The organism is Caulobacter sp. 602-1, assembly GCF_003931565.1.
Lineage (GTDB): Bacteria > Pseudomonadota > Alphaproteobacteria > Caulobacterales > Caulobacteraceae > Caulobacter.
On the sequence record NZ_RRYI01000001.1, the window covers coordinates 629,131 to 649,402 of the forward strand.

Consider the following 20,272-nt stretch of genomic DNA (forward strand, 5'->3'; position numbering starts at 1 on the left):
TCTTACGGAAACGGGAAGGCGGGGGTTCTGAGCGGCGAACCCTAGCTTGAGGTTAATGGCGATCGAAAGGCTGTGGATGGCTCCACGGCCCCGTCAACTCATTCGTCGATGCAGAGGCGGACGATCTCGGCCCGCAGCTCCGGCATGCCCAGGCCCTTCTCGGACGAGGTGGCCAGCACGCGCGGGAAGGCGGCGGCGCGCTTGGAGATCGCCTTCAGCGTCTCGGCCACGACCTTGTCGACCTCGTGCGGCTTGATCTTGTCGGCCTTGGTCAGGACGATCTGGTAGGACACCGCCGCCGTATCCAGGGCGTCCAGCGCCTCCAGGTCGACCTTCTTGAGGCCATGGCGGGCGTCGATCAGCACATAGACGCGCTTCAGGTTCGGACGGCCGCGCAGATAGGCCCGGCCCAGGTCCTGGAACTTGTCGGCGATCGAGCGCGAAACGCGGGCGAAGCCGTAGCCGGGCAAGTCGACCAGGCGGATCTTCTCGGCCAGCAGGAAGAAGTTGATCTCCCGCGTGCGGCCCGGCTCGTTCGAGGCGCGGGCCAGGTACTTCTGGCCGACCAGCCCGTTGATCAGGCTGGACTTGCCGACGTTGGAGCGGCCGGCGAAGGCCACTTCCGGCAGATCCGCGGCGGGCATGGCGTCCATGCGCACCGCGCCCATGATGAACGAGACCGGCTGGGCGAAGAACACCCGCGCCGTCTCGATCTGCTCGTCCGTGAAGTCGGCCGCGCCCGGCAGGACGCTCGGAAGCTCGGCGGGAAGGTTGGGTTCGTCGTTCATCAGGTGGCGTTAGCAGGTTTGCCCTGCAAGCGGGCGATGATCTTGTCGATCGGGTTCTCGACCTTGTAGCGGCGCATGATGATGTACTGCTGGATGATGGTCAGGACGTTGCTCCAGCACCAGTAGATCACCAGGCCCACGGCGAACTGCGACAGGGTGAAGGTGAAGACGATCGGGAACAGCTGGAAGATCCGCTGTTGCATCGGGTCGCCCGCCGGCGGGTTCATCGCCGTCGTCAGCCACATGGTGAAGCCGTACAGCAGCGGCCAGACGCCGATGTGCAGGGTGGTCGACAGGAAGGCGCCAATCAGCGGGGCGTGGGCCGGGTCCCAGGGGATCAGGCCGAACAGGTTGAAGATCGTCGTCGGATCGCGCGCCGACAGGTCGTGGATCCAGCCGAAGAACGGCGCGTGGCGCATCTCGATGGTGACGGTCAGCACCTTGTACAGCGAGTAGAAGACCGGGATCTGCACCAGCATGGGCAGGCAGCCCATCATGGGGTTGATCTTCTCCTTGGCGTACAGGGCCATCATCTCCTGCTGCTGTTTTGCAGGATCGTCCTTGTGCTTGGCCTTCAGCTTCTCGACCTCGGGGGAGATCTTCTTGATCTTGGCCATGCTCTCATAGCTCTTGTCCGCCATCGGATAGAGGATGAGCTTGAGCAGGACGGTCAGCGCCATGATGGCCAGGCCGAAGTTGCCGACCAGCTTGTAGAAGATCTCCAGGATGTTGAAGATCGGGCGCGTGAAGAAGCGGAACATGCCCCAGTCGACGGCGTCGTCGAAGCGCGGGATTTCCGACTTGGCGCTGCTCCAGAACTCCCAGATGGCCGGGGCGGGCGTCGCGCCGTACTCGTACTTGCGCAGCAGCGGCACGGTCTTGGCGCCGGCGAACAGGCGGGTCTTCTGGGTCAGGGTCGCGCCCGGGTTCAGGGCCTGGGTCGGACCGACGAAGTTGACGTCGTAGATATCCGTGCCGCCAGCCTGGGTGACGCGGTACTGGGCCTTGATGGTCTGGTCCTGGTTGGGGATCAGGGCCGCCAGCCAGTACTTGTCGGTAATGCCGGCCCATCCGCCGACCGAGTCGAAGGTCGAGAGCGGCTTGTCCTTCTTCCACTTGCCGTACTTGGCCAGTTCCAGCTTCTGGTCCTTGCCCGAGCCCAGCACGCCGATGGCGCCTTCGTGGACGATCTGGGTCTTGCCCAGGTGGTCGGTGATGCCCTGGCGCTGGACGGTGGCGTAGGGGGCCAGCTGGAAGGCGGCGGTCCCGTTGTTCTTGACGCTGTCGGTGACGGTGAACATCGCCTGGTCGTCCACGCTGATCAGGCGCGTGAAGGTCAGGCCCATGCCGTTGTCATAGGTCAGGGTGACGGGAGAATTGGGACGCAGCACCTGGCCCGGCGCGGCGGTCCAGACGGTGCGGCTGTCGGGCAGGCCCGGCAGGTTGGCGCCGGCCCAGCCGAAATCGGCGAACCAGGCGTGCTCGGCGCCCTCGGGGCGGAACAGCTCGACCGGCGGCGAGCCCTTGTCGGTGGTCTCGGCGTACTTGCGCAGGAACAGGTCGTCGATGCGGCCGCCCTTCAGGGCGATCGAGCCCGACAGGGCCGGCGTGTCGACCACGATGCGCGGGCTCTGGGCCTTGGCGGCGTCGCGCGACAGGCGTAGCGGGGCCGGATTGCCGTTGGCGTCCAGGGTCACGCCCGGCTGCGTCGCGGCCTGGACCTGGGCGGCCTTCTTGGCGCGCGCCTCGATCTCGGCGCGCTTCTGCTGCGGACCCAGGATGAAGAACTGGTACCCGATCAGGATCACGAACGCGCTGACGATGAACATCAGCGTGTTTTTGTTGTCGTTCTGCATGGAGCGCTTAACCGGAAACTCTGAGATCGGGTTGTTGGGAAGAAACGGCGACGGCGGGTTCGCCGGACGATGGCTTGGAGACTCTGGCCTCCGCGCGATCATGCTCGGCGGCGAGGCTTATCAGCGCGGTTTTGACATCGTCAAGCAAACGCCCCCATTCGCGCGTCGTGGTTCCTCCGCGCGCGATGAACACATAGTCGTGCGAAGGGCGCGCATGAAGGGGCAGGACCAGCCGGGCGGCCTCGCGGAGGCGGCGCTTGGCGCGGTTGCGATCGACGGCCCCGCCGATCTTCTTGGTGGCCGTGAAGCCGACCCGGACGACCGGATCCTCGTCGGGGCGCCTGCGCATCTGGATGAAGACGGCGCCGCGCGACAGGGCCGGGGCCTTGGCCGCCAACAGGAAGTCGGGGCGCTTGCGCAGCCGCTCGAAGCGAAGGGGGGCGAACTTGAGTTCAGCCATGAAAAAAGCCGCCTTTCCGGCGAGAACCTGAAACCAGGTCTGTGGAAAAGGCGGCTTTGGTCATCGTCTTACCTCCCGAGGGAGGAAGGGAAATTAGGCGGTCAGGCGCTTGCGGCCCTTGGCGCGGCGACGCGCGACGACCTTTTGGCCGTTCTTGGTGGCCATACGCGCGCGGTAGCCGTGACGGCGGGCGCGCACGAGCTTCGACGGCTGGAAGGTGCGCTTCACGACGTGGCTCCGAAATGCAAATAGGTTGAACGCGGTGACCAGGTCCCCGCGAGTGAGGGGCGGTGGATAAAAGAACGGGCGAGGGATGTCAACCTGAGTCGGTTCAGGGACTTAATATCCTTGCCCCCTCCGGGCCTGCGTCCCTCTTCCTCCTCCGGGGGAGGAGCGCGAAGCGCGGAGGGGGCAAGCATCACCGCGCGATCACCGCTTTCCCCACCACCTTGCGCTCTGCCAGCAGATCGAAGGCCTCCCGCCAGCGATCCAGAGGCAATTCGGCGTGGACGTGGGGACGTATGACGCCCTCGTCCGCCATGGTCCAGATCGCCTCGGCGTTCTCGCGGCCCTTTTCGGGAAACTGGCGACCGTACTCTCCGGCCCGTACGCCCATGACCGAGAAGCCCTTGATCAGCGGCATGTTGACCGAAACGTTCGGAATCCGGCCCGAGGTGAAGCCGATGACCAGCAGCCGCCCGTCGAAGGCGATGCAGCGGACGCTCTCGTCGAACACGTCGCCGCCCACGGGATCGTAGATCACGTCAGCCCCCCGGCCGCCGGTGATCTCTTTCACCCGCTCGCGGAAGCCGCCGGTGACGTTGACGACCGCGTCGGGGGCGTAGAGCGCCCGCACCGTCTCCAGCTTGTCGTCCGAGGCCGAGGCGGCGATGACCCGCGCCCCCAGCGCCTTGGCCAGGTCCACCGCCGCCAGGCCGACCCCGCCGGCCGCGCCGTGAACCAGCACCCACTCGCCGGGCTCCAGCCGCGCGCGGCGGACCAGGGCGACATAGGCCGTGAGATAGGCCGCGCCGTAGGCGGCGGCTTCGGCGAACGACAGCCGCGCGGGCTTGGGCTTCAGGGCGCTCGCGGAGAGCGCTGCGTATTCCGCGAACCCGCCCAGCCGCGCGCCGCCGACCACGGCGTCGCCGATCCTGAGACCGGTGACGCCCTCGCCCAGGGCGGCGACCTCGCCGGCGATGTCGAGGCCGGGCGTGAAGGGCAGGGGCGGTTTGAACTGGTAGTCGCCGCGCGTCATCAGCAGGTCGGGGAAGTTGACGCTGGCGGCGCGGACGCGGACCAGCGCCTCGCCGGGGCCGGGCTGGGGCGTGGGGACGTCACGGACCGCGCAGCCGGCGAAGTCGGGCTCCAGGTCCTCGACGACGAGGGCGCGCATGGTGGGGGGAGGGGTCATTCTTCAAGGCCCACTAGACTTGTCGTCCCGGCCGCAGCGAAGCGGAGAGCCGGGACCCAGGGGCCACCGCACAGGACTTGGCCCCTGGGTCCCGGACAGCCTCTGCGAGGCTTCCGGGATGACAAGGTTGAGTACGTTTATGAGCGCTGATCAAACGCCTGCCGCACCAGCCCCGCGATCTCGCGACAAGCTCCGTCCGCCGCCGGGATCGCGCCGGTGAAGGCCGTGAACCCGTGGGCCAGGCTATCGTAGCAGCGGTACAGCACCGGCACGCCGGCCGCCTGCAGCCGCTTGGCGTAACCCTCGCCTTGGTCGACCAGCGGGTCGAAGCCGGCGGTGGCGACCACGGCGGGCGCCAGGCCCGTCAGGTCGGCGGTCCTGTCCGGCGACAGGCGCGGGTCGGCCGGGGCGGCGTCGGCGCTCATATAGTGGCCCATGAACCAGTCCATGGTCGCCCGGGTCAGGGGATAGGCGTCGGCATAGGTGGTCATGGACGGCGTCTCGCTGGCCACGTCCACGGCGGGATAGATCAGGATCTGCGCGGCCGGCTGCGGCTCGCCCTTGCGGGCCATTTCCTGGGCGACGATGGCGGCGAAGTTGCCGCCCATGCTGTCGCCGCCGATCGCCGGCGGGACTGAGGCGGCGCCGAAGCGGGCGGTGTTGTCGCGCGCCCAGCGATAGGCGGCCAGCACGTCTTCCAGACCGGCGGGGAACTTGTGGTCCGGAGCCAGGCGATAGTCGACCGAGATCACCGCCGTGCGGACGATCCGCGCCAGGATCGAGCAAAAGGCGTGGCAGGTCTCCAGGTCCCCGATCACCCCGCCGCCCATGTGGGCGTAGACGATCAGCGGCGCGCTGGCGTCCTGAGCGTCCGGCCGATAGGCGCGGCACGGGATCGGGCCGTTGGGGCCCTCGACCGACAGGCTCTCGGTGCGCACGCCCGGCTCCAGCGGGCCCTGCACGGCGGCCAGGCCCCGGGCGCTGCCGGCCACGGCCTCGGCGGGGCTGAGACTGGTCATGGGCGGCAGCTTCTTGGCCGCGTGGGCGAAGAACTGGAAGCGGGGGTCAAGGGTTCGCCCGCCCTTATAGACGACCCCGCCGCCCGACAGGGCCCGCAGGACCGGACTGGGCAGCGACAGGATCAGCTTTAGGATGGTCTTCTGGGCGGCGTCGGAGGCCATGGTTTCCCCACTCTCTGCGTTCTTGTTGTTCTGGTTATCTGGAAGGCTCTAGAGCCTTGGCAAGGCCGGCAGCCCGCCCAGGATCAGCTTGACCGCGAAATCCGCCGCGCCCTCGGTGTCGACCGGTCGTCGCTCCAGCATCTTGTCGCCGATCTCGCGAGCCACGGCGATGCAGGCGGCGGTCAGGTAGTCCAGGTCGACCGGCGGGGCGTGGGTCTGCTCCAGCACCCGGGCGAAGGCTTCGCGGACCTCGTCGAACACCGCGGTCACCTCGGGCGACGGACGCGCGTGCGGGATCTGCTCGCCCGGCGGCCGGTTGATGCGCCAGCTTTCCTGCTCTGTGGCCACGAAGTTGAAATAGGCCAGGATCGCGCCGCGCACGAACGACGGGAAGTCGACGGCCTTCTCGGACTCGGCGCGCAGGAGGGGGCGGAAGCGTCGCGCGCCGTCGTCGGCCAGGGCGTCGAACACCTCCTCCTTGGACTTGTAGTAGTTGTAGAAGGTGCCCGAGGCCAAACCCGTGCGGCGAATGATGTCGCGCACCGTGGCGGCGTCGTAGCCCAATTCGCCGAACACCTCGCGCGCGGCGTCCAGGATCGCCTGGCGGTTGGCGGTCTTAGTGCGTTCCCGCTTGCCCGGCCGCTGATCGACATGGGGCTTGGGAAAATAGGCGATATTGGACATGGGCCGCGACTCAAGAAGGGGACGTTCGTGACGCCCCGTCAAGATCACAGCCTTACTCCGCGGCGACACGCAAGACCTTGCGCCGCCCGGGGTCGAATCGGCAGGGGATCGCCGGTCATCAAGCTTCCTCCCGTCCCCGACCCTGGCGGGGCGACTTATCGTTGTTCAGGAAGGATGCGCCGCTGGCCAGGGGCGTCAATGCTGACGCGTGGGGAAGTCAGAGCGGCTTGATCGGCTGCTCGATCTCCCAGACCGCCTCGCTGATCGCCTCCAGCTTCTCACGATACAGCGCCGAGGCGTCGTGGAGGCCCTGGTTGTAATAGTACGGCCCCAGCCGTTCGCTGATGAAGTCGAGCAGGAACTCGGCGTCGAAGCCCTTCACCTCGAGATCCAGCTCGGTCCGCAGATAGTCCGACAGCCCGCCGACCAGCTTGGCGCGGGTGTCCTTGTCGAAGGTGATCTTGGCCATGGGGGCTCCTTTGGCGGAGACCTACCGCACTTGCCCCCTCCGCGCCTACGGCGCTCCTCCCCCGGAGGGGGAAGAGGGATCCTTCCGCCCCCCTCCGGGGGCGGACGATCGCGAAGCGATCAGGTGGGGGCCAGCAGCGGTTCGGTCTTGATCTCCGCCAGCGCCGCCACCGGCAGCTTTCCGCCGACCGCCCTCCCCCGCGCCTCGCCCTTGGCGATCTCCTTCTTCAGATCGGCGCAATAGACGTTGAAATCGACCTGGATGGTGTGTCGCGCCGAGTCGTAGAACTGGCCGGTGTGGCGCGCCTCGTCCTTGGCCATGATCCGGACCATTTCGGCCTCGGAGGGCGGCGCGTATTGCCCTGCCAGATAGGCCGCCGCCAGCTTCGCCTGCTGCTCGGCGAAGTTCACCAGAGTCGGCAGCGGCTGGGCCAGACCCATGAAGAAGAGGTTGGGGATTCCCGGCTTCATCATCCGCTTGAACAGCGGGAAGCGATGGTCGGCGTCCGGCAGCAGGGCCGGGTCGTCGAAGAACGGGAAGCTGATCTTGTAGCCGGTGGCGAAGACGATGGCGTCGACGTCCTCGACAGTGTCGTCGGCGAAGCGCACGCGCTTGCCTTCCAGCGCCTTGATCGCCGGCTTGAACTTGATGTCGCCGCAGCCCGCGCGGGTCAGGAACTCGCCCGAGACCGAGGGGTGCGCCTCCAGCGGCTCGTGGTCGGGCTTGGGCAGGCCGTAGTCCTCCATCCGGCCGATGGTCTTCTTCAGCACCGATCGGGCCAGGGCCACGCCCAGCTTGCGCGGCATCCAGGCCGGCATGGCGCTCTTATCCGCCGGCTTGCCGTTCAGGTACTTGGGGAACACCCACACCCCGCGTCGGGCCGAGACCCACAGGTTTTTCGCGATCGGCCGCTGGGAGAGCTCGCTGGCGATATCCATGGCCGAATTGCCCATGCCGACCACCACGACGTTCTTGCCGCGCATGTCCACCGGATCGAACGGGTCGCTATAGGCGTGGGCATGGAAGGCCGGGCCGTCGAACTCGCCCGGATACTCCGGCACGCGCGGATCCCAGTGGTGGCCGTTGCAAACGAACAGCACGTCGTAGAGCCGCGTCTCGCCGGTCGACAGGGTCACCGACCAGAGGCCGTCGTCGGTTCGACGCGCCTTCTCGACGCGGGTGTTGAAGGTGATCGTCGGACGCAGGCCGAAGTGGTCGACATAGTCCTTGAAGTACTGGAACAGCTGGGCGTGATGCGGGAAGTCCGGCCAGTCCTTCGGCACGGGAAAATCCTCGAAGGCCAGCCGCCACTTGCTGGTGTCGATGTGCAGGCTCTCGTAGCAGGCCGACATCCCGTTGGGGTTCTTGAAGTACCAGTTGCCGCCGATCTCGTCGGACATCTCGAAGCAGTCGTAGGGGACGCCGTAGTCCTTCAGCCGCTTGATCGTGGTGAAACCGCTGCAGCCCGCGCCGATGACGCACGCCTTGGGGAGCTTGGCCGTCATTTCATCCACCCTGACTTATCGTTGTTCAGGAGTGTACCGGCGTTACGCGGAGCGGCAAGCAGCCGTTGCGGAAGCCTAACGACCGAAGCGGGCCGGCGCATAGGTGGCCGTGCAGGCGGCGTTGCATTGGGCCCAGCGTCCGCCACACCCGTCATCGTCGCCGCCCGCCTGGCAGAAGTAGAGCGTCTTGGAGCAGGTCGTCTTGCACTGCTGGGTGTCGCCGGCGGGCCGGCCCGAGGCCAGGGGGATCGGGGCGGGCAGGATGAAGCTGGGCGCGTCGACCGGCGCGGCGAGGACGGCTACCGGTTTCTTGGGCTTCGGCGCGGCCGGAACCGTCGCTTGGCCGGCCAGGGCCGGGCCGGCGATGGCGAGGGTCAGCAAGACGAGCAGGCGGCGGCGCATGAAGCGACCCTAACGCGCTGGGGTAAAGGCCCGATTAACCATGTTTCCAGGGCTCGGACCGTCTTCGACGAGGCCCTCTCGCGGTTAAGCGAGCCGCCCGCCAAGGCCCTATGCGTTGTCCCGCGCCGGCTTGGCCGGATGGCCGCTCAAGAGGATGGGCAGGCACAGCAGGCCGATCGCCGCGCCGGCCGTCCACACCAGGCCTGGAAACCAGCCGCGGCTGGCGAAATAGACCTGGGCGATGACCACCGGACCGATCACCGAGGCCAGGCTCGCCAGACTCGCCAGCACGCCTTGCAGGCGGCCCTGCTGGTCCTCGCCGACCTGGGCCGACAGCAGCGACTGGATCGCCGCGTGGCCTATGCCGCCCAGGCAGAAGAACGGCAGCAGCGCGAACGCCATCCAGCCCTTGGACGCCAGGCCGATGGCGACATAGGCGAAGGCGTCGCAGACGATGGCGATGGCCAGGGTCTTGCGCTCGCCGAATCGCCCGGCCACCGGACCGGCCACGAAGGCCTGGGCCAGGGCGGTGAAGACGCCGAAGCCCGCCAGCGAGAAGCCGACCGTCCACGGATCCCAGGCGAACTTGTCCTCGCCGTACAGCACCCAGATCGTGCCGCCGACCTCGCCGACGATCGCCAGCAGGACAAAGGCGGCCATCAGCGGCAGCAGGGCGGGGAAGGCGGTCGCCCAGCGCAGCGAGCCGAACGGGTTGAAGGCCGCGCGGTCGAACGGCCTGGCCCGGCTCTCGGCCAGGGTCTTGTGCGACTCCGGCAGGATGAAGACGGCCATCAGGAAGTTGACGCCGTTCAGCGCGGCCGCCGCCAGGAACGGTGCGCGCGTCCAGACCTCGCCCAGGAACCCGCCGATCACCGGGCCCAGGATGAAGCCGACCCCGAACATGGCGCTGAACAGGCCAAAGCGGCGGGTGCGCTGCGCCTCGGGCGTGATGTCGGCTATATAGGCCTGGGCCACGGCCATGTTGGCCCCGGTGATCCCGGCGATGGCGCGGCCGACGAAGAGCCAGGCCAGCGAGGGCGCGAAGGCCATGAACACATAGTCGATCGCCGCGCCCGCCAGAGAGACCAGCAGCACCGGCCGCCGGCCCAGCTTGTCGCTGAGCGCTCCCAGCACCGGGGCGCAAAGGAACTGCATCAGGGCGTAGAGGCCCAGGAACGCCCCGAACCGCCAGCCGAGATCCCCGGTATGGCCGACCTCGCGCAGCAGGCTGGGGATGATCGGCATGACCAGGCCGATACCGACGGCGTCCAGCATCACGGTGGCCAAGATGAGAGGAAAGGCGAGCTTGGCGCGGCGCTGAAGATGATCGGGCATAAAATTTATCATCGATAAAGTTCCTTATCGAGGATAAAGTCCGGATCGGCCGCGAGGTCAAGATGATTCAGATAGGAAGCCCATGAAGGTCGATCGCCGACGTATCCTGGAGACGGCGCTGGAGGTGCTGAACGAGGTCGGGGTCGACGCCCTGTCCACGCGCGCCATCGCCGAGCGCCTGGGCGTGCGCCAGCCGGCCCTCTACTGGCACTTCAAGAGCAAGCGCGACCTGCTGGGCGCCATGAACGGCGAGATCCTGGCGCGGGCGCACGAGGCGCGCGTGCCCCGGCCAGGCGAGACCTGGCAGGATTTCGTACGCCGCAACGGCAGGAGCTTCCGCGCGGCGCTATTGAGCTACCGCGACGGCGCGCGGGTCCACGCCGGCACCGAGGCCGATCCGGGCGACCTGACGAATGTCGAGGTGCAGGCCGCCTTTCTGGTCGCCGCCGGCTTCACGCCCGGCCAGGCCATGCAGCTGTTCATCGCCGTCAGCCGGTATGTGGTGGGCTGCGTGCTGGAGGAGCAGGCCACACCCGTTGACGGCTCTATCGAGCAGGGCCAGCTGGACGAGGCCGCCAAGGCCTATCCGGTGCTGTCCGAGGCCATCGCCTATTACCGCGCGAGCGGCCACGCCGGGCTGTTCGAGCGCGGGCTTGAGCTGATGGTGAAGGGCGCGGAGGCGGAGCTGGCTACCGCGATGGGCTGACCCGCCACACCGCGTTGCCGACATCGTCGGCGACCAGCAGCGCACCGGAGGCGTCCACCGTCACGCCGACCGGCCGGCCCTGCGCCTTGCCATTGGCGTCCAGGAAGCCGGTCAGGAAGTCCTCGACCGGCCCCGCCGGCTTGCCGTCGACGAACGGCACAAAGATCACCTTGTAGCCAGCCTGGGGATTGCGGTTCCACGAGCCGTGCTGGCCCACGAACGTCCCGCCCCAATAGTGGGCCGGGAAGCTCTTGCCGGTGTAGAAGGTCAGGCCCAGCGAGGCCGTGTGGGCGCCCAGGGCGTAGTCGGGGACGGTGGCGCGTTCGACCAGGTCGGGGCGGCGGTCCTTGTCCTTGACCCGCTTGTCGACGTGGCGGCCGAAGTAGCTGTAGGGCCAGCCGTAGAAGCCGCCCTCGCGGACCGAGGTCATGTAGTCTGGGACCAGGTCGTTGCCCAGCTCGTCGCGCTCGTTGACCGCGGTCCACAGCTCGCCATTGGCCGGGTTCCAGGACAGGCCGTTGGGATTGCGCAGGCCCGAGGCGAAGACGCGCTTTTCGCCTGTGGCTGGATCGACCTGCAGGATGGCGGCGCGGTCGGTCTCGTTCTCGATGCCGTTCTCGCCGACATTGCTGTTCGAACCAACCGTCGCGTACAGCAGCTTGCCGTCCGGGCTGGCGATGATGTTCTTGGTCCAGTGGTGGTTGATCGGCCCGCCCGGCAGGTCGGCGACCTTGCGCGGCGCGGCGGTGATCCGGGTGACCCCGGCGGCGTAGGGAAAGGCGACGATGGCGTCGGCATTGGCCACGTAAAGGGTGTCGCCGACCAGGGCCATGCCGAACGGCGAATAGAGATTGGTCAGGAACGGGACCTTCATCTCGGCCACGCCGTCGTGGTCGGCGTCGCGCAGCAGGGTGATGCGGTTGGCGCTGGGAACGCCAGCCCCGGCTTTCTTCATCAGCATCTTCTCGAAGAAGCCCTTCAGGCCGTGCGGCGGCTCCTTCTTGGGCGGAGCGTTGCTCTCGGCCACCAGCACGTCGCCATTGGGCAGGACGAGCAGCCAGCGCGGATGGTCCAGGCCTTGGGCGAACGGCTGGACGCGGAAGCCGGCCGGGGCGCGAGGCGTGACGCCCGCCGGCCAGCCGACGACGTCCGAGACCTTGACGGTCGGGATCAGGCTCTTGCTGGGCTTGGGCAGTTGGGGGTTAGGGCCATAGCCGATCGCGCTGTTCTGCTGGCCATTGCTCTGACCGCAGGCGGCGAGGGCGCTCAAGGCCGCGCCGACGATCAAGATTTCGCGAAACCGACGCCGCATTGAACGTTTTCCTCTTCAGCCTGCGTTCAACGCGCAGGGTCTTTGATCTGTTCTGGCTATTGATACGGTTCGACGATGGTGAAGTTCCAGTCTCCCGCTTTTGACCGCCGGCTGTTGCTGGCCGGGCTCGCGGCGCTCGTGACGCCGGGCGCCGCCGTGGCGGCTACGCGGAGCAAGCCGCCGCCGGCGCCCGCGCCGCCCCTGCCGGTGGTGACGGTGCTCGGCGACTCGATCACGGCGGGCCTTGGTCTGGCGCAGGACCTCTCCATGCCCGCGCGGCTGCAGGCGGCGCTGGAGCGGATGGGCGCGCCGTCGCGGGTGCGGAACCTGGGCGTGCTGGGCGACACCAGCGCCAACGGCCTGGCCCGTGTCGATCGCGTGCCCGCCGAAAGCGTGGTCTGCGTGGTGGCGCTGGGCGGCAACGACCTGCTGCAGGGCGTCGCCCCGACCATGACCAAGGCCAACCTGCGGGCCATCGTCCAGCACCTGAAGTCGAGGAACATCCGCGTGGTGCTGGCCGGTGTCCGCGCGCCCGGCTTGCTGGGCGTGGACTACGCCCGTCGCTTCACCCAGCTCTATCCGGACCTGGCCCGCGAGCAGGGCGTGTTCTACGCGCCGGACTTCCTGACGGGAGTGATCGGCGTGTCGCGCTACATGCAGCGCGACGGGATCCATCCGAACGCGGACGGGGCGAGGATCATCGCCGACCGCCTGGCGCCGGTGGTGGCGCAGGCGCTGAGGGCTTAGGGCTGTTGCTCCCCCACGACGCGGGGGAGCATTGCTACTCCGCGATCGGCTTCTTCGCCGCCACGTGGTGGTGGCCGCCGAAGACGCGGCGCATCAGGCGGCTCGAGCGGACGGTCAGGCCGTCCATCAGGATGAACACCACCGGGATGTAGAGCAGCGAGAGCAGGGTCGAGGTGATCAGGCCGCCGATGACCGCGATGGCCATCGGAGCGCGGAACTCGACCTCGGCGCCCAGGCCGATGGCGGTGGGCAGCATGCCCGCGCCCATGGCCACGGTGGTCATCAGGATCGGCCGGGCCCGCTTGTGCGCGGCGTCGATGATCGCCGTGCGCTTGTCCATGCCATGTTCCTTCATGGCCATGATCGCGTACTCGACCAGCAGGATCGAGTTCTTGGCCGCGATGCCCATCAGCATCAGGATCCCGATCAGGGTCGAGATCGAGAAGCTGGAGTGGGCCAGCACCAGCAGGCCGAAGGCGCCGCCGATGGCCAGGGGCAGGGCCACCATGATGGTGATCGGGTGGGCGAAGCTGCGGAACAGCAGCACCAGCACGACGTACATCAGCAGGATGCCGGTGATCAGCGCGCCCAGGAAGCCGGTGACCATCTCCTGGATGAACTCGGCGTCGCCGGCGGCCACTTCCTTGACGCCGTTCGGCAGGTTCTTGACCGACGGCAAGGCGTGGACGCGCTTGGCGGCCTCGCCGATGACGATGCCGTCCAGCTCGGCGGTGATGGTGGCCACGCGGGCGCGGTCGCGACGGTCGACCTGCGAGGGGCCGGCGCCGAAGCGCACGTCGGCCACCGCGTTCAGCGGCACGGGACCATTGGCCGAGGGGACCTGCAAAGTCTGCAGGACGGCGATGTCCTCGCGCGCGGTCTCGCTGAGGCGCAGGCGGATCGGCACCTGGCGGTCGCCCAGATTGTACTTGGGCAGGTTCTGCTCGACGTCGCCGATGGTGGCGACGCGCACGGCCTGGGAGATCGCTCCGGCCGAGACGCCGGCGCGGGCCGCCTGATCGGGCTTGGGCGTGACGACGATCTCGGGACGCGCGATCGAGGCGGTGTTGACCACGTGGGCCAGGCCGGGGACGCCGCGCATCTCGGCCTCGACCTTGCGAGCCGCGGCCTCAAGGGCAGGACCGTTGTCGCTGACCAGGCTGAGCGTGTAGCTGCCGCCGTTCGACGGGCCGCCGCCATTGTTGCTGCCCGAGCCGATCCGCGCGCCGGGGATGGCGGCGAACTGGTCGACCATCTGGCGGCTGAACACCTTCTGGCTGATGCGTTCCTTCTTGTCGGTCAGGTCGGCGGTCAAGTCGGCCTTGTTGACGGCGCTGTTGCTGCCGATCGCGGCGTAGACGCTGACCACTTCCTTGCGAGCCAGCAGTTCGCGGGTCACGCGCTGCACGATGGCGTCGGTCTCGTCCAGCGTGGCGCCGGGCGGCAGCTCGACCGAGAACTCAGCGCGCCCGCGATCGACCTGGGGCTGGAACTCGAACGGCAGGCGGGTGGCCAGGAAGATCGAGAAGGCGAACATCGGGATGCCCATCAAGAGCACCTTCCAACGATTGCGCAGACCCCAGTTCAGGCTCTTCAGGTACGGACCCATCCACGGCGGATCCTTGTCCTCGTGGTTGTGGTCGGCCTTCAGCATGTAGGCGCCCATCAGCGGCGTCAGCAGGCGGGCGACCACCAGCGAGAACAGCACCGAGATGCAGGCCGCCAGGGCGAAGGCCTTGAAGAACTGGCCGATGATGCCGGGCATGAAGCCCACCGGCGCGAACACCGCCACGATGGTGAAGGTGGTGGCCACGACGGCCAGGCCGATTTCGTCGGCCGCCTCCATGGCCGCCGCGTAGGGGCTCTTGCCGCCGCGCATGTGGCGGACGATGTTCTCGATCTCGACGATGGCGTCGTCGACCAGGATGCCGACGGTCAGCGACAGGGCCAGCAGGGTGATGCCGTTCAGCGACTGGTTCAGCGGCGCCAGGACGGCGAAGGTCGGGAACAGCGACATCGGGATGGCCACCGCCGCCAGCAGCGTGGCGCGCCAGTCGCGCAGGAACAGCAGCACGACCAGCACGGCCAGGATGGCGCCGACGATCAGGGCTTCCATCGAGGCGACATAGCTCTCCTCGATGTACTTCACGTTCGAGGTGATCTCCTCGATCTGGATCTCGGGATGATCCTGGTCGAGCTTCTCGACGGCCTTGCGGATTTTCTCGGCGGTCTGCACCTCCGACGCGCCGCGACCGCGAACCATGTTGAAGGTCACGACCTCCTGGCCGTCATAGCGGGCGCGCGAGCGGGGTTCGGCCCAGTGGTCGGTGACCTGGCCGAGGTCGGCCAGGCGCACGGTGCCGCCGCTCGCGACCGGCACGCGGGTCTCGCGCAGCTGCTCGACCGAGCCGGCCGCGCCCAGGGTGCGGATGGCGCGCTCGGCGCCCGAGATGGTCACGCGGCCGCCGGGCAGGTCGGCGTTCGAGGACACCAGGGCCTGGCTGACGGCGGCGGCGGTGACGCCGCGCGCGGCCAGGCGGTCGGGATCAAGGGCGATCTCGATCTCGCGGCTGACGCCGCCCTGGCGGTTGACCTCGCGCACCCCCTTGATGGCCAGCAGGGCGCGGCTGACGTCGTTGTCGACGAACCAACTGCGTTGCTCGGGCGTCAGGGTCGGGGCCTTGACGACATAGGTGATCAGGCCGCCGCCGGAGACGTCGACCCGGGTGACGGTCGGCTCCTGCATGTCCTGGGGCAGCGAGCCGCGCAGGTTGGACATGGCGTTTCGCACGTCGTTGGTGACACGCTCGTGGTCCACGCCCAGCTCGAACTCGATGAAGGTGGTCGAGGCGCCGTCGACGACGGTGGAGTTGATGTGACGCACCTGGCCAAGGCCCGCGATCGAGTCCTCGATCAGGCGGGTGACCTGGGTTTCCAGTTCCTGCGGCGCGGCGCCGGGGCGCACGGCCGTGACGACGACGAACGGCAGGTCGACGTCCGGGTTGTTGTTGATCCGCATGCTCTTGAAGCCGGCGATGCCGGCGAAGCAGAGCAGGGCGAACAGCATGATGACGGGGATCGGGTTCTTGATCGCCCAGGACGAGATGTTGCGCATCGGTCTGTCGTCCTCAGCGCGCGGTCTTGGGGGCGGCGCCGACGCGGACGAGATCGCCCTCGCCCAAGAAGCCGGCGCCGTCGACCACGACCTGCTCGCCGGCGTTCAGACCGGTGGCGGCGACGCGGTCGCCGGTGTTGGCCACGATGGCGATGCGGCGGAAGTGGACCTTCTTGGCCGCGTCGACCACGAACACGCCGGGGCGGTTCTCGCGGTACAGCACCGAGGCCGACGGCACGATCAGGGCCGGCTGGTCGCCGGCGTCGATGGTGGCGCGGGCGAACATGCCCGGACGGAAGCCGCCCATAGACGACAGGGCGATGCGCGCCGTGCCGATGCGGGTGGCGGCGTTGACTTCCGAGGTGACGATGCGGACGCGGCCGCTCATCTCGCCGACCTTCTCGGAGTAGATCCTGGCCGGCATGCCGGCCTTGACCGAGCCGAGGTCGGTCTCGGGGATGTCGGCGTCCAGCTCCAGTCGGCTGTCGCGGACGATGCGGAAGAGTTCCGAGCCGGCGGTGACGATCTGGCCCTTGGTGACGCTGCGGCGGCTGATCAGGCCGCCGACCGGCGCGCGGATCGAGGTCTGGGCCACGCGGGCGGCGGTCTCGCCCCGCGCGGCTTCTGCGGCGGCCAGGTTCGCGGCCGAGGTGCCTTGGCGGGCGATGGCGGTGTCGAGACCCGCCTGGCTGAGATAGCCCTTGGCCTGTAGTTCCTTGGCGCGGTTCAGGGCGGCGCTGGCCTCGGCCAGGGTGGCCCTGGCGCTGGCGACGGCGGCGTCCTGCTGGCGCAGCTGGGCGCTGATCAGCGCGCTGTTGAGCTGCACGAGAACCTGGCCGGCCTTGACGGTCTGGCCTTCCTCGGCGTTGACGGCGACGGCGGTCAGGCCGCCGGTCTCGGCGCCGACCGGCACCTCTTCCCACGGCGAGATCGTGCCCGTGGCGTTGATCTGGCGCGCGATCGGTTGGCTGACCACGGTGGCGACGCTGACGGTGGCCGAAGCGCTCGGCGCGGCCCGCGTCTTCTTCTCCGGCTTCTTCCCGCATCCGGCCAGAGCGATCGCGCTCACGCCCAGGACCAAGACCAGCGCGCTCAGCGTCGGGCGGCGCCCATTGATCCCGTTAAGCACGAACATTTCCCCAGCAACAATTGAGCCCGACGGCCTTCTAGCCGACAAACCTCTGGTCGCTGAGTTAATTTGCCGTAAGACGATAAGAAGAGCGGTTCCTCCCTCTTGAAGAGGGAGGGTTCAACTACAGTCGCTCGATGATCGTCACGTTGGCCAGTCCGCCGCCCTCGCACATGGTCTGCAGGCCGTAGCGGGCGCCGCGGTCCCGAAGGGCGTGGACCAGAGTGGTCATCAGCTTGGCGCCGGAACCGCCCAGCGGATGTCCCAGGGCGATGGCGCCGCCGTGGACGTTCAGCCTGTCCGGATCGCCGCCGATGACCTTCAGCCAGGCGGTCGGCACCGAGGCGAAGGCCTCGTTGACCTCGTAGAGGTCGATGTCGCCGATCTTCAACCCGGCGCGGTCCAGGGCCTTCTGGGTGGCCGGGATCGGAGCCTCCAGCATGATCACCGGATCGTGGCCGATCACGGTCATGCTGTGGATCCGCGCCAGCGGCGTGGCGCCCAGAGCTTTCAAGCCCCGCTCGTTGACGATCATCACTCCGGCCGCCCCGTCGCAGATCTGGCTGGAGGTTGCGGCGGTCAGGCGGCCGTCCTCGGTCAGCAGCTTCACCGACCCGATCGATTCAAGGGAGGCGTCCCATCGAATGCCTTCGTCGGCCGCGTGGGTCTCGGTCGCGCCGTCCGGCAGCGTGACCTCGATCGGCACGATCTCGGCGGCGAACTTGCCGCCCTTAGTGGCGGCCATGGCCCGCTGGTGGCTTTCGAGGGCGTAGGCGTCCAGTTCGTCCCGCGACAGGTCGTACTTCCTGGCGAGCATCTCGGCGCCGGCGAACTGGCTGAACTGGATGCCTGGATACCGGTCCTGGATGCGCGGGCTCATATAGGTCCCGAAGCCGTTCTTGTAGGGCAGGGCCGAGGACAGCCCCATCGGCACCCGGCTCATGCTCTCGACACCGGCGGCGATGACCACGTCCATGGCGCCCGACATGACGGTGGCGGCGGCGAAGTGGATGGCTTGTTGCGAGGAGCCGCACTGGCGGTCGACCGAGGTGGCCGGCACGCTCTCGGGCAGGCTGGAGGCCAGGACCGCGTTGCGAGCGATGTTGATGGCCTGCTCGCCGACCTGGCCGACGCAGCCCAGGATCACGTCCTCGATCAGGGCCGGATCGGCGCCGCTGCGCGCGACCAGGGCGTCCAGCACCGTTCCGGCCAGATCGGCCGGATGCCAGCCCGAGACCTTGCCGCCCTTGCGCCCGCCGGCCGTCCGCGCGGCCGCCACGATATAGGCTTCGCCCATGGTTTCCTCCTGTCGTTGCGAGGAGTGAAACAGGCGTTCGAAGCGCTGTCAGCGGTGACGCGGCGTCATGGGGCGACGCTTCAGGGAGCGAGCGCTTCAGGGGACGACGCCGGGCGTCGGCGCGGCAGCGCGCCGCAGAACAGCGCCGCCATGGTCAGGTAGCTGAAGACGCCGCCGCCCGCGATATAGCCGGCGCGATTGGAGAGCTTGTGATCGGCCAGGTTGGCGAGAACCAGGATCAGCGTCAGGCCGTGAAAGCCGCAGGCCCACATAGGCCACCAGCGATCCGATCGCAGGGCGATGAACAGCAGCACCGCCATCAGGGTCGCGTCGACCACGAATACCGCGGTCTGCGGGCCGAACCGCTGTAGGTTATTGTAGAACAGGCCGGTGGCGAACCAGGCCAGGATCATGGCCACACCGCCCAGACGCTCGGGCCAGCCGCCGCGCCACAGGGCCACGCCGGCCGCGATCAGCAGCGCGGCGAGACTGGCCCATTGGTAGAGATAGCTGAGCGGTGACATCGCGTCAGGGTGGCGCCATTCTCCAGGATTGCAACGACCCTCGCCGTCGGGACGGCGAGGGTCGCGCTGTCGTTGATCTAAGCGGATCAGGCGGCGACGGTCAGGCGGCCGCCGGGCGTGGCCTCGACCATGCCCGCCGGCTTGACGACAGGTTCGCCGAACGACACGGCCGACAGGCCGATGTCGTGCTGGGCGACCGACAGGTGCTTATGGGTGACCACGATGCTCTCGCGGGCCGCGCCCAGGGCCTGCATGGTGTTGATCGCGGACATCAGGGCGTCTTGGCCGATCAGAGCCGAGAGGTTGGCGTCCTGGCGTGTGGTCGGCATCAGCCCGGCCAGGGCGGCGGTGCGGGTGATCGCGGCGTCGATGGCCTTTTCGGCGGCGAACAGAGCTTCGGCCACGGTCTCGGCGGCCAGACGGCGTTGCTTGAGCATGAGAAGTCTCCTCGCGCCAAGGGATGCCCGGCGCGTTGCTGATGTGACGATAGGAGTGAAAGGGACGCCCCGGCTCCCCGGAGGCGGAGATCTTACGGAAACAGGCCTTGCAGCGCGTGGAGCCCCGCCAGGATCGAGCCGAACGCGAACGCGGTCACGATCATCACGGCGGCGATGAAGGCCAATCGCAGGGGCAGGCTCAGATGATTGGGCCGTCCTCCTCCGAGTCCGAAGAGGACAAGTCCGACAGGAACGTCTCGTCCATCACCGCGCTGGCGATACACAGGATCTCCCGCATCACCAGCTCGCTGGGCTTGAACGAAGCCTGCTTGCGGGTGGCTTCCACCAGGTCGTGCACCATCGAAGCGCCGGCCGGAGTCACCGACAGGCTCTGCAACTGGCGTTCGAGCTGGCTCCACGTGATCGGTGGCAGGGCCTCGGCCGAATTCAGCAGGGGCCACGCGTGCTCGAAGCTCTTCACTTCCTGGCGCAGATGCGTGGCTCGGCCGATCGCGTCCTTCTGATGGGGGGTCAACTCGTTCACTGGGAACTCCTTCCTCGATGAGGTCAGCAGACCGCGAGGAAGGATGTTCGCCTAGCCGGGACGCGTCGGACCCTGACGCGATCGGAGGGGGGGCGCCCCCCTGATACGCTCGATCGAAGACGCGGCGCGCGGCGTCGTAACGGTCGGCCGCGCCCAGGCGCTTGCGGGCCTTGTCCAGGTGCCAGTCGACCGTGTGCTTGGAGAGGCCCAGTTCGCGGGCGATCTCCTTGGAGCTCATGTGGCGATCGACGAGTCGAAGGCATTCGCGCTCACGCTCGGTGAGGCGTTCCAGGCCGTCGGCCCGGTCAGGCAGGGTGTGAGCGCCCTTATCCATCGCCGAGAACCATATGCAAACGCGACAGGCCGG

General features: G+C 68.2%; 19 protein-coding genes and 2 pseudogenes. 2 read left to right on the plus strand and 19 right to left on the minus strand.

Translation table 11 applies throughout. The features are described from left to right. Positions 1–98 precede the first annotated feature (98 nt). The 11 genes and pseudogenes from yihA to tet all read right to left on the minus strand — a co-directional run bounded on the left by yihA (position 99) and on the right by tet (position 10,094). Positions 99–788, minus strand: a complete 690-nt coding sequence (gene yihA, locus EIK80_RS02975; protein ID WP_125155462.1) for a ribosome biogenesis GTP-binding protein YihA/YsxC — start codon at positions 786–788, stop codon at positions 99–101. Further along, positions 788–2,644 carry a membrane protein insertase YidC gene (yidC, locus tag EIK80_RS02980; protein ID WP_125155463.1) on the minus strand — a complete coding sequence of 619 codons (1,857 nt, stop codon included), beginning with the start codon at positions 2,642–2,644 and terminating at the stop codon, positions 788–790. Before yidC ends, yihA begins: the two co-directional genes overlap by 1 nt. 7 nt (positions 2,645–2,651) lie before the next feature. After that, a complete protein-coding gene (gene rnpA / locus EIK80_RS02985; RefSeq protein WP_125155464.1) occupies positions 2,652–3,104 on the minus strand; it encodes a ribonuclease P protein component in 453 nt (150 codons plus the stop codon). A gap of 93 nt (positions 3,105–3,197) precedes the next feature. Next, positions 3,198–3,332, minus strand: coding sequence for a 50S ribosomal protein L34 (gene rpmH / locus EIK80_RS02990; RefSeq protein ID WP_004622337.1), 135 nt, complete (start codon positions 3,330–3,332; stop codon positions 3,198–3,200). 190 nt (positions 3,333–3,522) lie between these two features. Then, complete coding sequence (locus tag EIK80_RS02995; RefSeq protein WP_125155465.1) at positions 3,523–4,518, minus strand: NADPH:quinone oxidoreductase family protein; 996 nt, start codon at positions 4,516–4,518, stop codon at positions 3,523–3,525. A 137-nt stretch (positions 4,519–4,655) separates the two neighbouring features. Next, positions 4,656–5,714: pseudogene (locus EIK80_RS03000) on the minus strand (alpha/beta hydrolase); the annotation flags it as partial. A gap of 33 nt (positions 5,715–5,747) precedes the next feature. Beyond that, entirely contained in the window at positions 5,748–6,383 is a 636-nt protein-coding gene (locus tag EIK80_RS03005; RefSeq protein WP_125155467.1) for a TetR/AcrR family transcriptional regulator, read from the minus strand. Between the two features lie 217 nt (positions 6,384–6,600). Next, a complete protein-coding gene (locus EIK80_RS03010; RefSeq protein WP_125155468.1) occupies positions 6,601–6,852 on the minus strand; it encodes a DUF2164 domain-containing protein in 252 nt (83 codons plus the stop codon). A gap of 119 nt (positions 6,853–6,971) precedes the next feature. Next, positions 6,972–8,357, minus strand: a complete 1,386-nt coding sequence (locus EIK80_RS03015; protein ID WP_125155469.1) for an NAD(P)/FAD-dependent oxidoreductase — start codon at positions 8,355–8,357, stop codon at positions 6,972–6,974. 75 nt (positions 8,358–8,432) lie between these two features. Continuing rightward, positions 8,433–8,759 (minus strand): hypothetical protein, encoded by a 327-nt coding sequence (locus tag EIK80_RS03020; RefSeq protein WP_125155470.1) that lies wholly within the window; start codon positions 8,757–8,759, stop codon positions 8,433–8,435. 108 nt (positions 8,760–8,867) lie between these two features. Continuing rightward, on the minus strand, positions 8,868–10,094 hold the full coding sequence (tet, locus tag EIK80_RS03025; protein ID WP_125155471.1) for a Tet(A)/Tet(B)/Tet(C) family tetracycline efflux MFS transporter: 1,227 nt from the start codon (positions 10,092–10,094) through the stop codon (positions 8,868–8,870). A gap of 82 nt (positions 10,095–10,176) precedes the next feature. Here tet and EIK80_RS03030 point away from each other — a divergent pair, with 82 nt between their 5' ends. After that, entirely contained in the window at positions 10,177–10,800 is a 624-nt protein-coding gene (locus EIK80_RS03030; RefSeq protein ID WP_125155472.1) for a TetR/AcrR family transcriptional regulator C-terminal domain-containing protein, read from the plus strand. On the opposite strand, the gene EIK80_RS03035 is transcribed toward EIK80_RS03030, so the two are convergent. Next, the gene (locus tag EIK80_RS03035) at positions 10,784–12,112 is read right to left on the minus strand and encodes a sorbosone dehydrogenase family protein (RefSeq protein ID WP_125155473.1); all 1,329 of its coding nucleotides are present in this window, start codon (positions 12,110–12,112) and stop codon (positions 10,784–10,786) included. The genes EIK80_RS03030 and EIK80_RS03035 overlap by 17 nt on opposite strands. A gap of 75 nt (positions 12,113–12,187) precedes the next feature. Between EIK80_RS03035 and EIK80_RS03040 the strand changes: the two genes are divergently transcribed. Then, complete coding sequence (locus tag EIK80_RS03040) at positions 12,188–12,859, plus strand: arylesterase (RefSeq protein ID WP_125155474.1); 672 nt, start codon at positions 12,188–12,190, stop codon at positions 12,857–12,859. Positions 12,860–12,893: 34 nt separating this feature from the next. Here the strand turns inward: EIK80_RS03040 and EIK80_RS03045 are convergent, their stop codons facing one another. The 7 genes and pseudogenes from EIK80_RS03045 to EIK80_RS26985 all read right to left on the minus strand — a co-directional run. Continuing rightward, entirely contained in the window at positions 12,894–15,974 is a 3,081-nt protein-coding gene (locus EIK80_RS03045; protein ID WP_125155475.1) for an efflux RND transporter permease subunit, read from the minus strand. Positions 15,975–15,987: 13 nt separating this feature from the next. Further along, the gene (locus EIK80_RS03050; RefSeq protein ID WP_199743357.1) at positions 15,988–17,109 is read right to left on the minus strand and encodes an efflux RND transporter periplasmic adaptor subunit; all 1,122 of its coding nucleotides are present in this window, start codon (positions 17,107–17,109) and stop codon (positions 15,988–15,990) included. 118 nt (positions 17,110–17,227) lie between these two features. Continuing rightward, complete coding sequence (locus EIK80_RS03055) at positions 17,228–18,400, minus strand: acetyl-CoA C-acetyltransferase (RefSeq protein ID WP_125155477.1); 1,173 nt, start codon at positions 18,398–18,400, stop codon at positions 17,228–17,230. A gap of 80 nt (positions 18,401–18,480) precedes the next feature. After that, entirely contained in the window at positions 18,481–18,924 is a 444-nt protein-coding gene (locus tag EIK80_RS03060; protein WP_125155478.1) for a hypothetical protein, read from the minus strand. 86 nt (positions 18,925–19,010) lie between these two features. Then, positions 19,011–19,361, minus strand: coding sequence for a hypothetical protein (locus EIK80_RS03065; protein WP_125155479.1), 351 nt, complete (start codon positions 19,359–19,361; stop codon positions 19,011–19,013). Positions 19,362–19,560: 199 nt separating this feature from the next. Then, positions 19,561–19,905 (minus strand): hypothetical protein, encoded by a 345-nt coding sequence (locus tag EIK80_RS26555; protein WP_370450178.1) that lies wholly within the window; start codon positions 19,903–19,905, stop codon positions 19,561–19,563. Between the two features lie 184 nt (positions 19,906–20,089). After that, positions 20,090–20,239: pseudogene (locus EIK80_RS26985) on the minus strand (LuxR C-terminal-related transcriptional regulator); the annotation flags it as partial. Positions 20,240–20,272: the final 33 nt, after the last annotated feature.

What these genes read in the sequence shown, in the direction of transcription:
- yihA (WP_125155462.1), bottom strand. Translation starts at nt 788, where the DNA reads ATGAACGACGAACCCAACCTTCCCGCCGAGCTTCCGAGCGTCCTGCCG.
- yidC (WP_125155463.1), bottom strand. Translation starts at nt 2,644, where the DNA reads ATGCAGAACGACAACAAAAACACGCTGATGTTCATCGTCAGCGCGTTC.
- rnpA (WP_125155464.1), bottom strand. Translation starts at nt 3,104, where the DNA reads ATGGCTGAACTCAAGTTCGCCCCCCTTCGCTTCGAGCGGCTGCGCAAG.
- EIK80_RS02995 (WP_125155465.1), bottom strand. Translation starts at nt 4,518, where the DNA reads ATGACCCCTCCCCCCACCATGCGCGCCCTCGTCGTCGAGGACCTGGAG.
- EIK80_RS03005 (WP_125155467.1), bottom strand. Translation starts at nt 6,383, where the DNA reads ATGTCCAATATCGCCTATTTTCCCAAGCCCCATGTCGATCAGCGGCCG.
- EIK80_RS03010 (WP_125155468.1), bottom strand. Translation starts at nt 6,852, where the DNA reads ATGGCCAAGATCACCTTCGACAAGGACACCCGCGCCAAGCTGGTCGGC.
- EIK80_RS03015 (WP_125155469.1), bottom strand. Translation starts at nt 8,357, where the DNA reads ATGACGGCCAAGCTCCCCAAGGCGTGCGTCATCGGCGCGGGCTGCAGC.
- EIK80_RS03020 (WP_125155470.1), bottom strand. Translation starts at nt 8,759, where the DNA reads ATGCGCCGCCGCCTGCTCGTCTTGCTGACCCTCGCCATCGCCGGCCCG.
- tet (WP_125155471.1), bottom strand. Translation starts at nt 10,094, where the DNA reads ATGCCCGATCATCTTCAGCGCCGCGCCAAGCTCGCCTTTCCTCTCATC.
- EIK80_RS03030 (WP_125155472.1), top strand. Translation starts at nt 10,177, where the DNA reads ATGAAGGTCGATCGCCGACGTATCCTGGAGACGGCGCTGGAGGTGCTG.
- EIK80_RS03035 (WP_125155473.1), bottom strand. Translation starts at nt 12,112, where the DNA reads ATGCGGCGTCGGTTTCGCGAAATCTTGATCGTCGGCGCGGCCTTGAGC.
- EIK80_RS03040 (WP_125155474.1), top strand. Translation starts at nt 12,188, where the DNA reads ATGGTGAAGTTCCAGTCTCCCGCTTTTGACCGCCGGCTGTTGCTGGCC.
- EIK80_RS03045 (WP_125155475.1), bottom strand. Translation starts at nt 15,974, where the DNA reads ATGCGCAACATCTCGTCCTGGGCGATCAAGAACCCGATCCCCGTCATC.
- EIK80_RS03050 (WP_199743357.1), bottom strand. Translation starts at nt 17,109, where the DNA reads ATGTTCGTGCTTAACGGGATCAATGGGCGCCGCCCGACGCTGAGCGCG.
- EIK80_RS03055 (WP_125155477.1), bottom strand. Translation starts at nt 18,400, where the DNA reads ATGGGCGAAGCCTATATCGTGGCGGCCGCGCGGACGGCCGGCGGGCGC.
- EIK80_RS03060 (WP_125155478.1), bottom strand. Translation starts at nt 18,924, where the DNA reads ATGTCACCGCTCAGCTATCTCTACCAATGGGCCAGTCTCGCCGCGCTG.
- EIK80_RS03065 (WP_125155479.1), bottom strand. Translation starts at nt 19,361, where the DNA reads ATGCTCAAGCAACGCCGTCTGGCCGCCGAGACCGTGGCCGAAGCTCTG.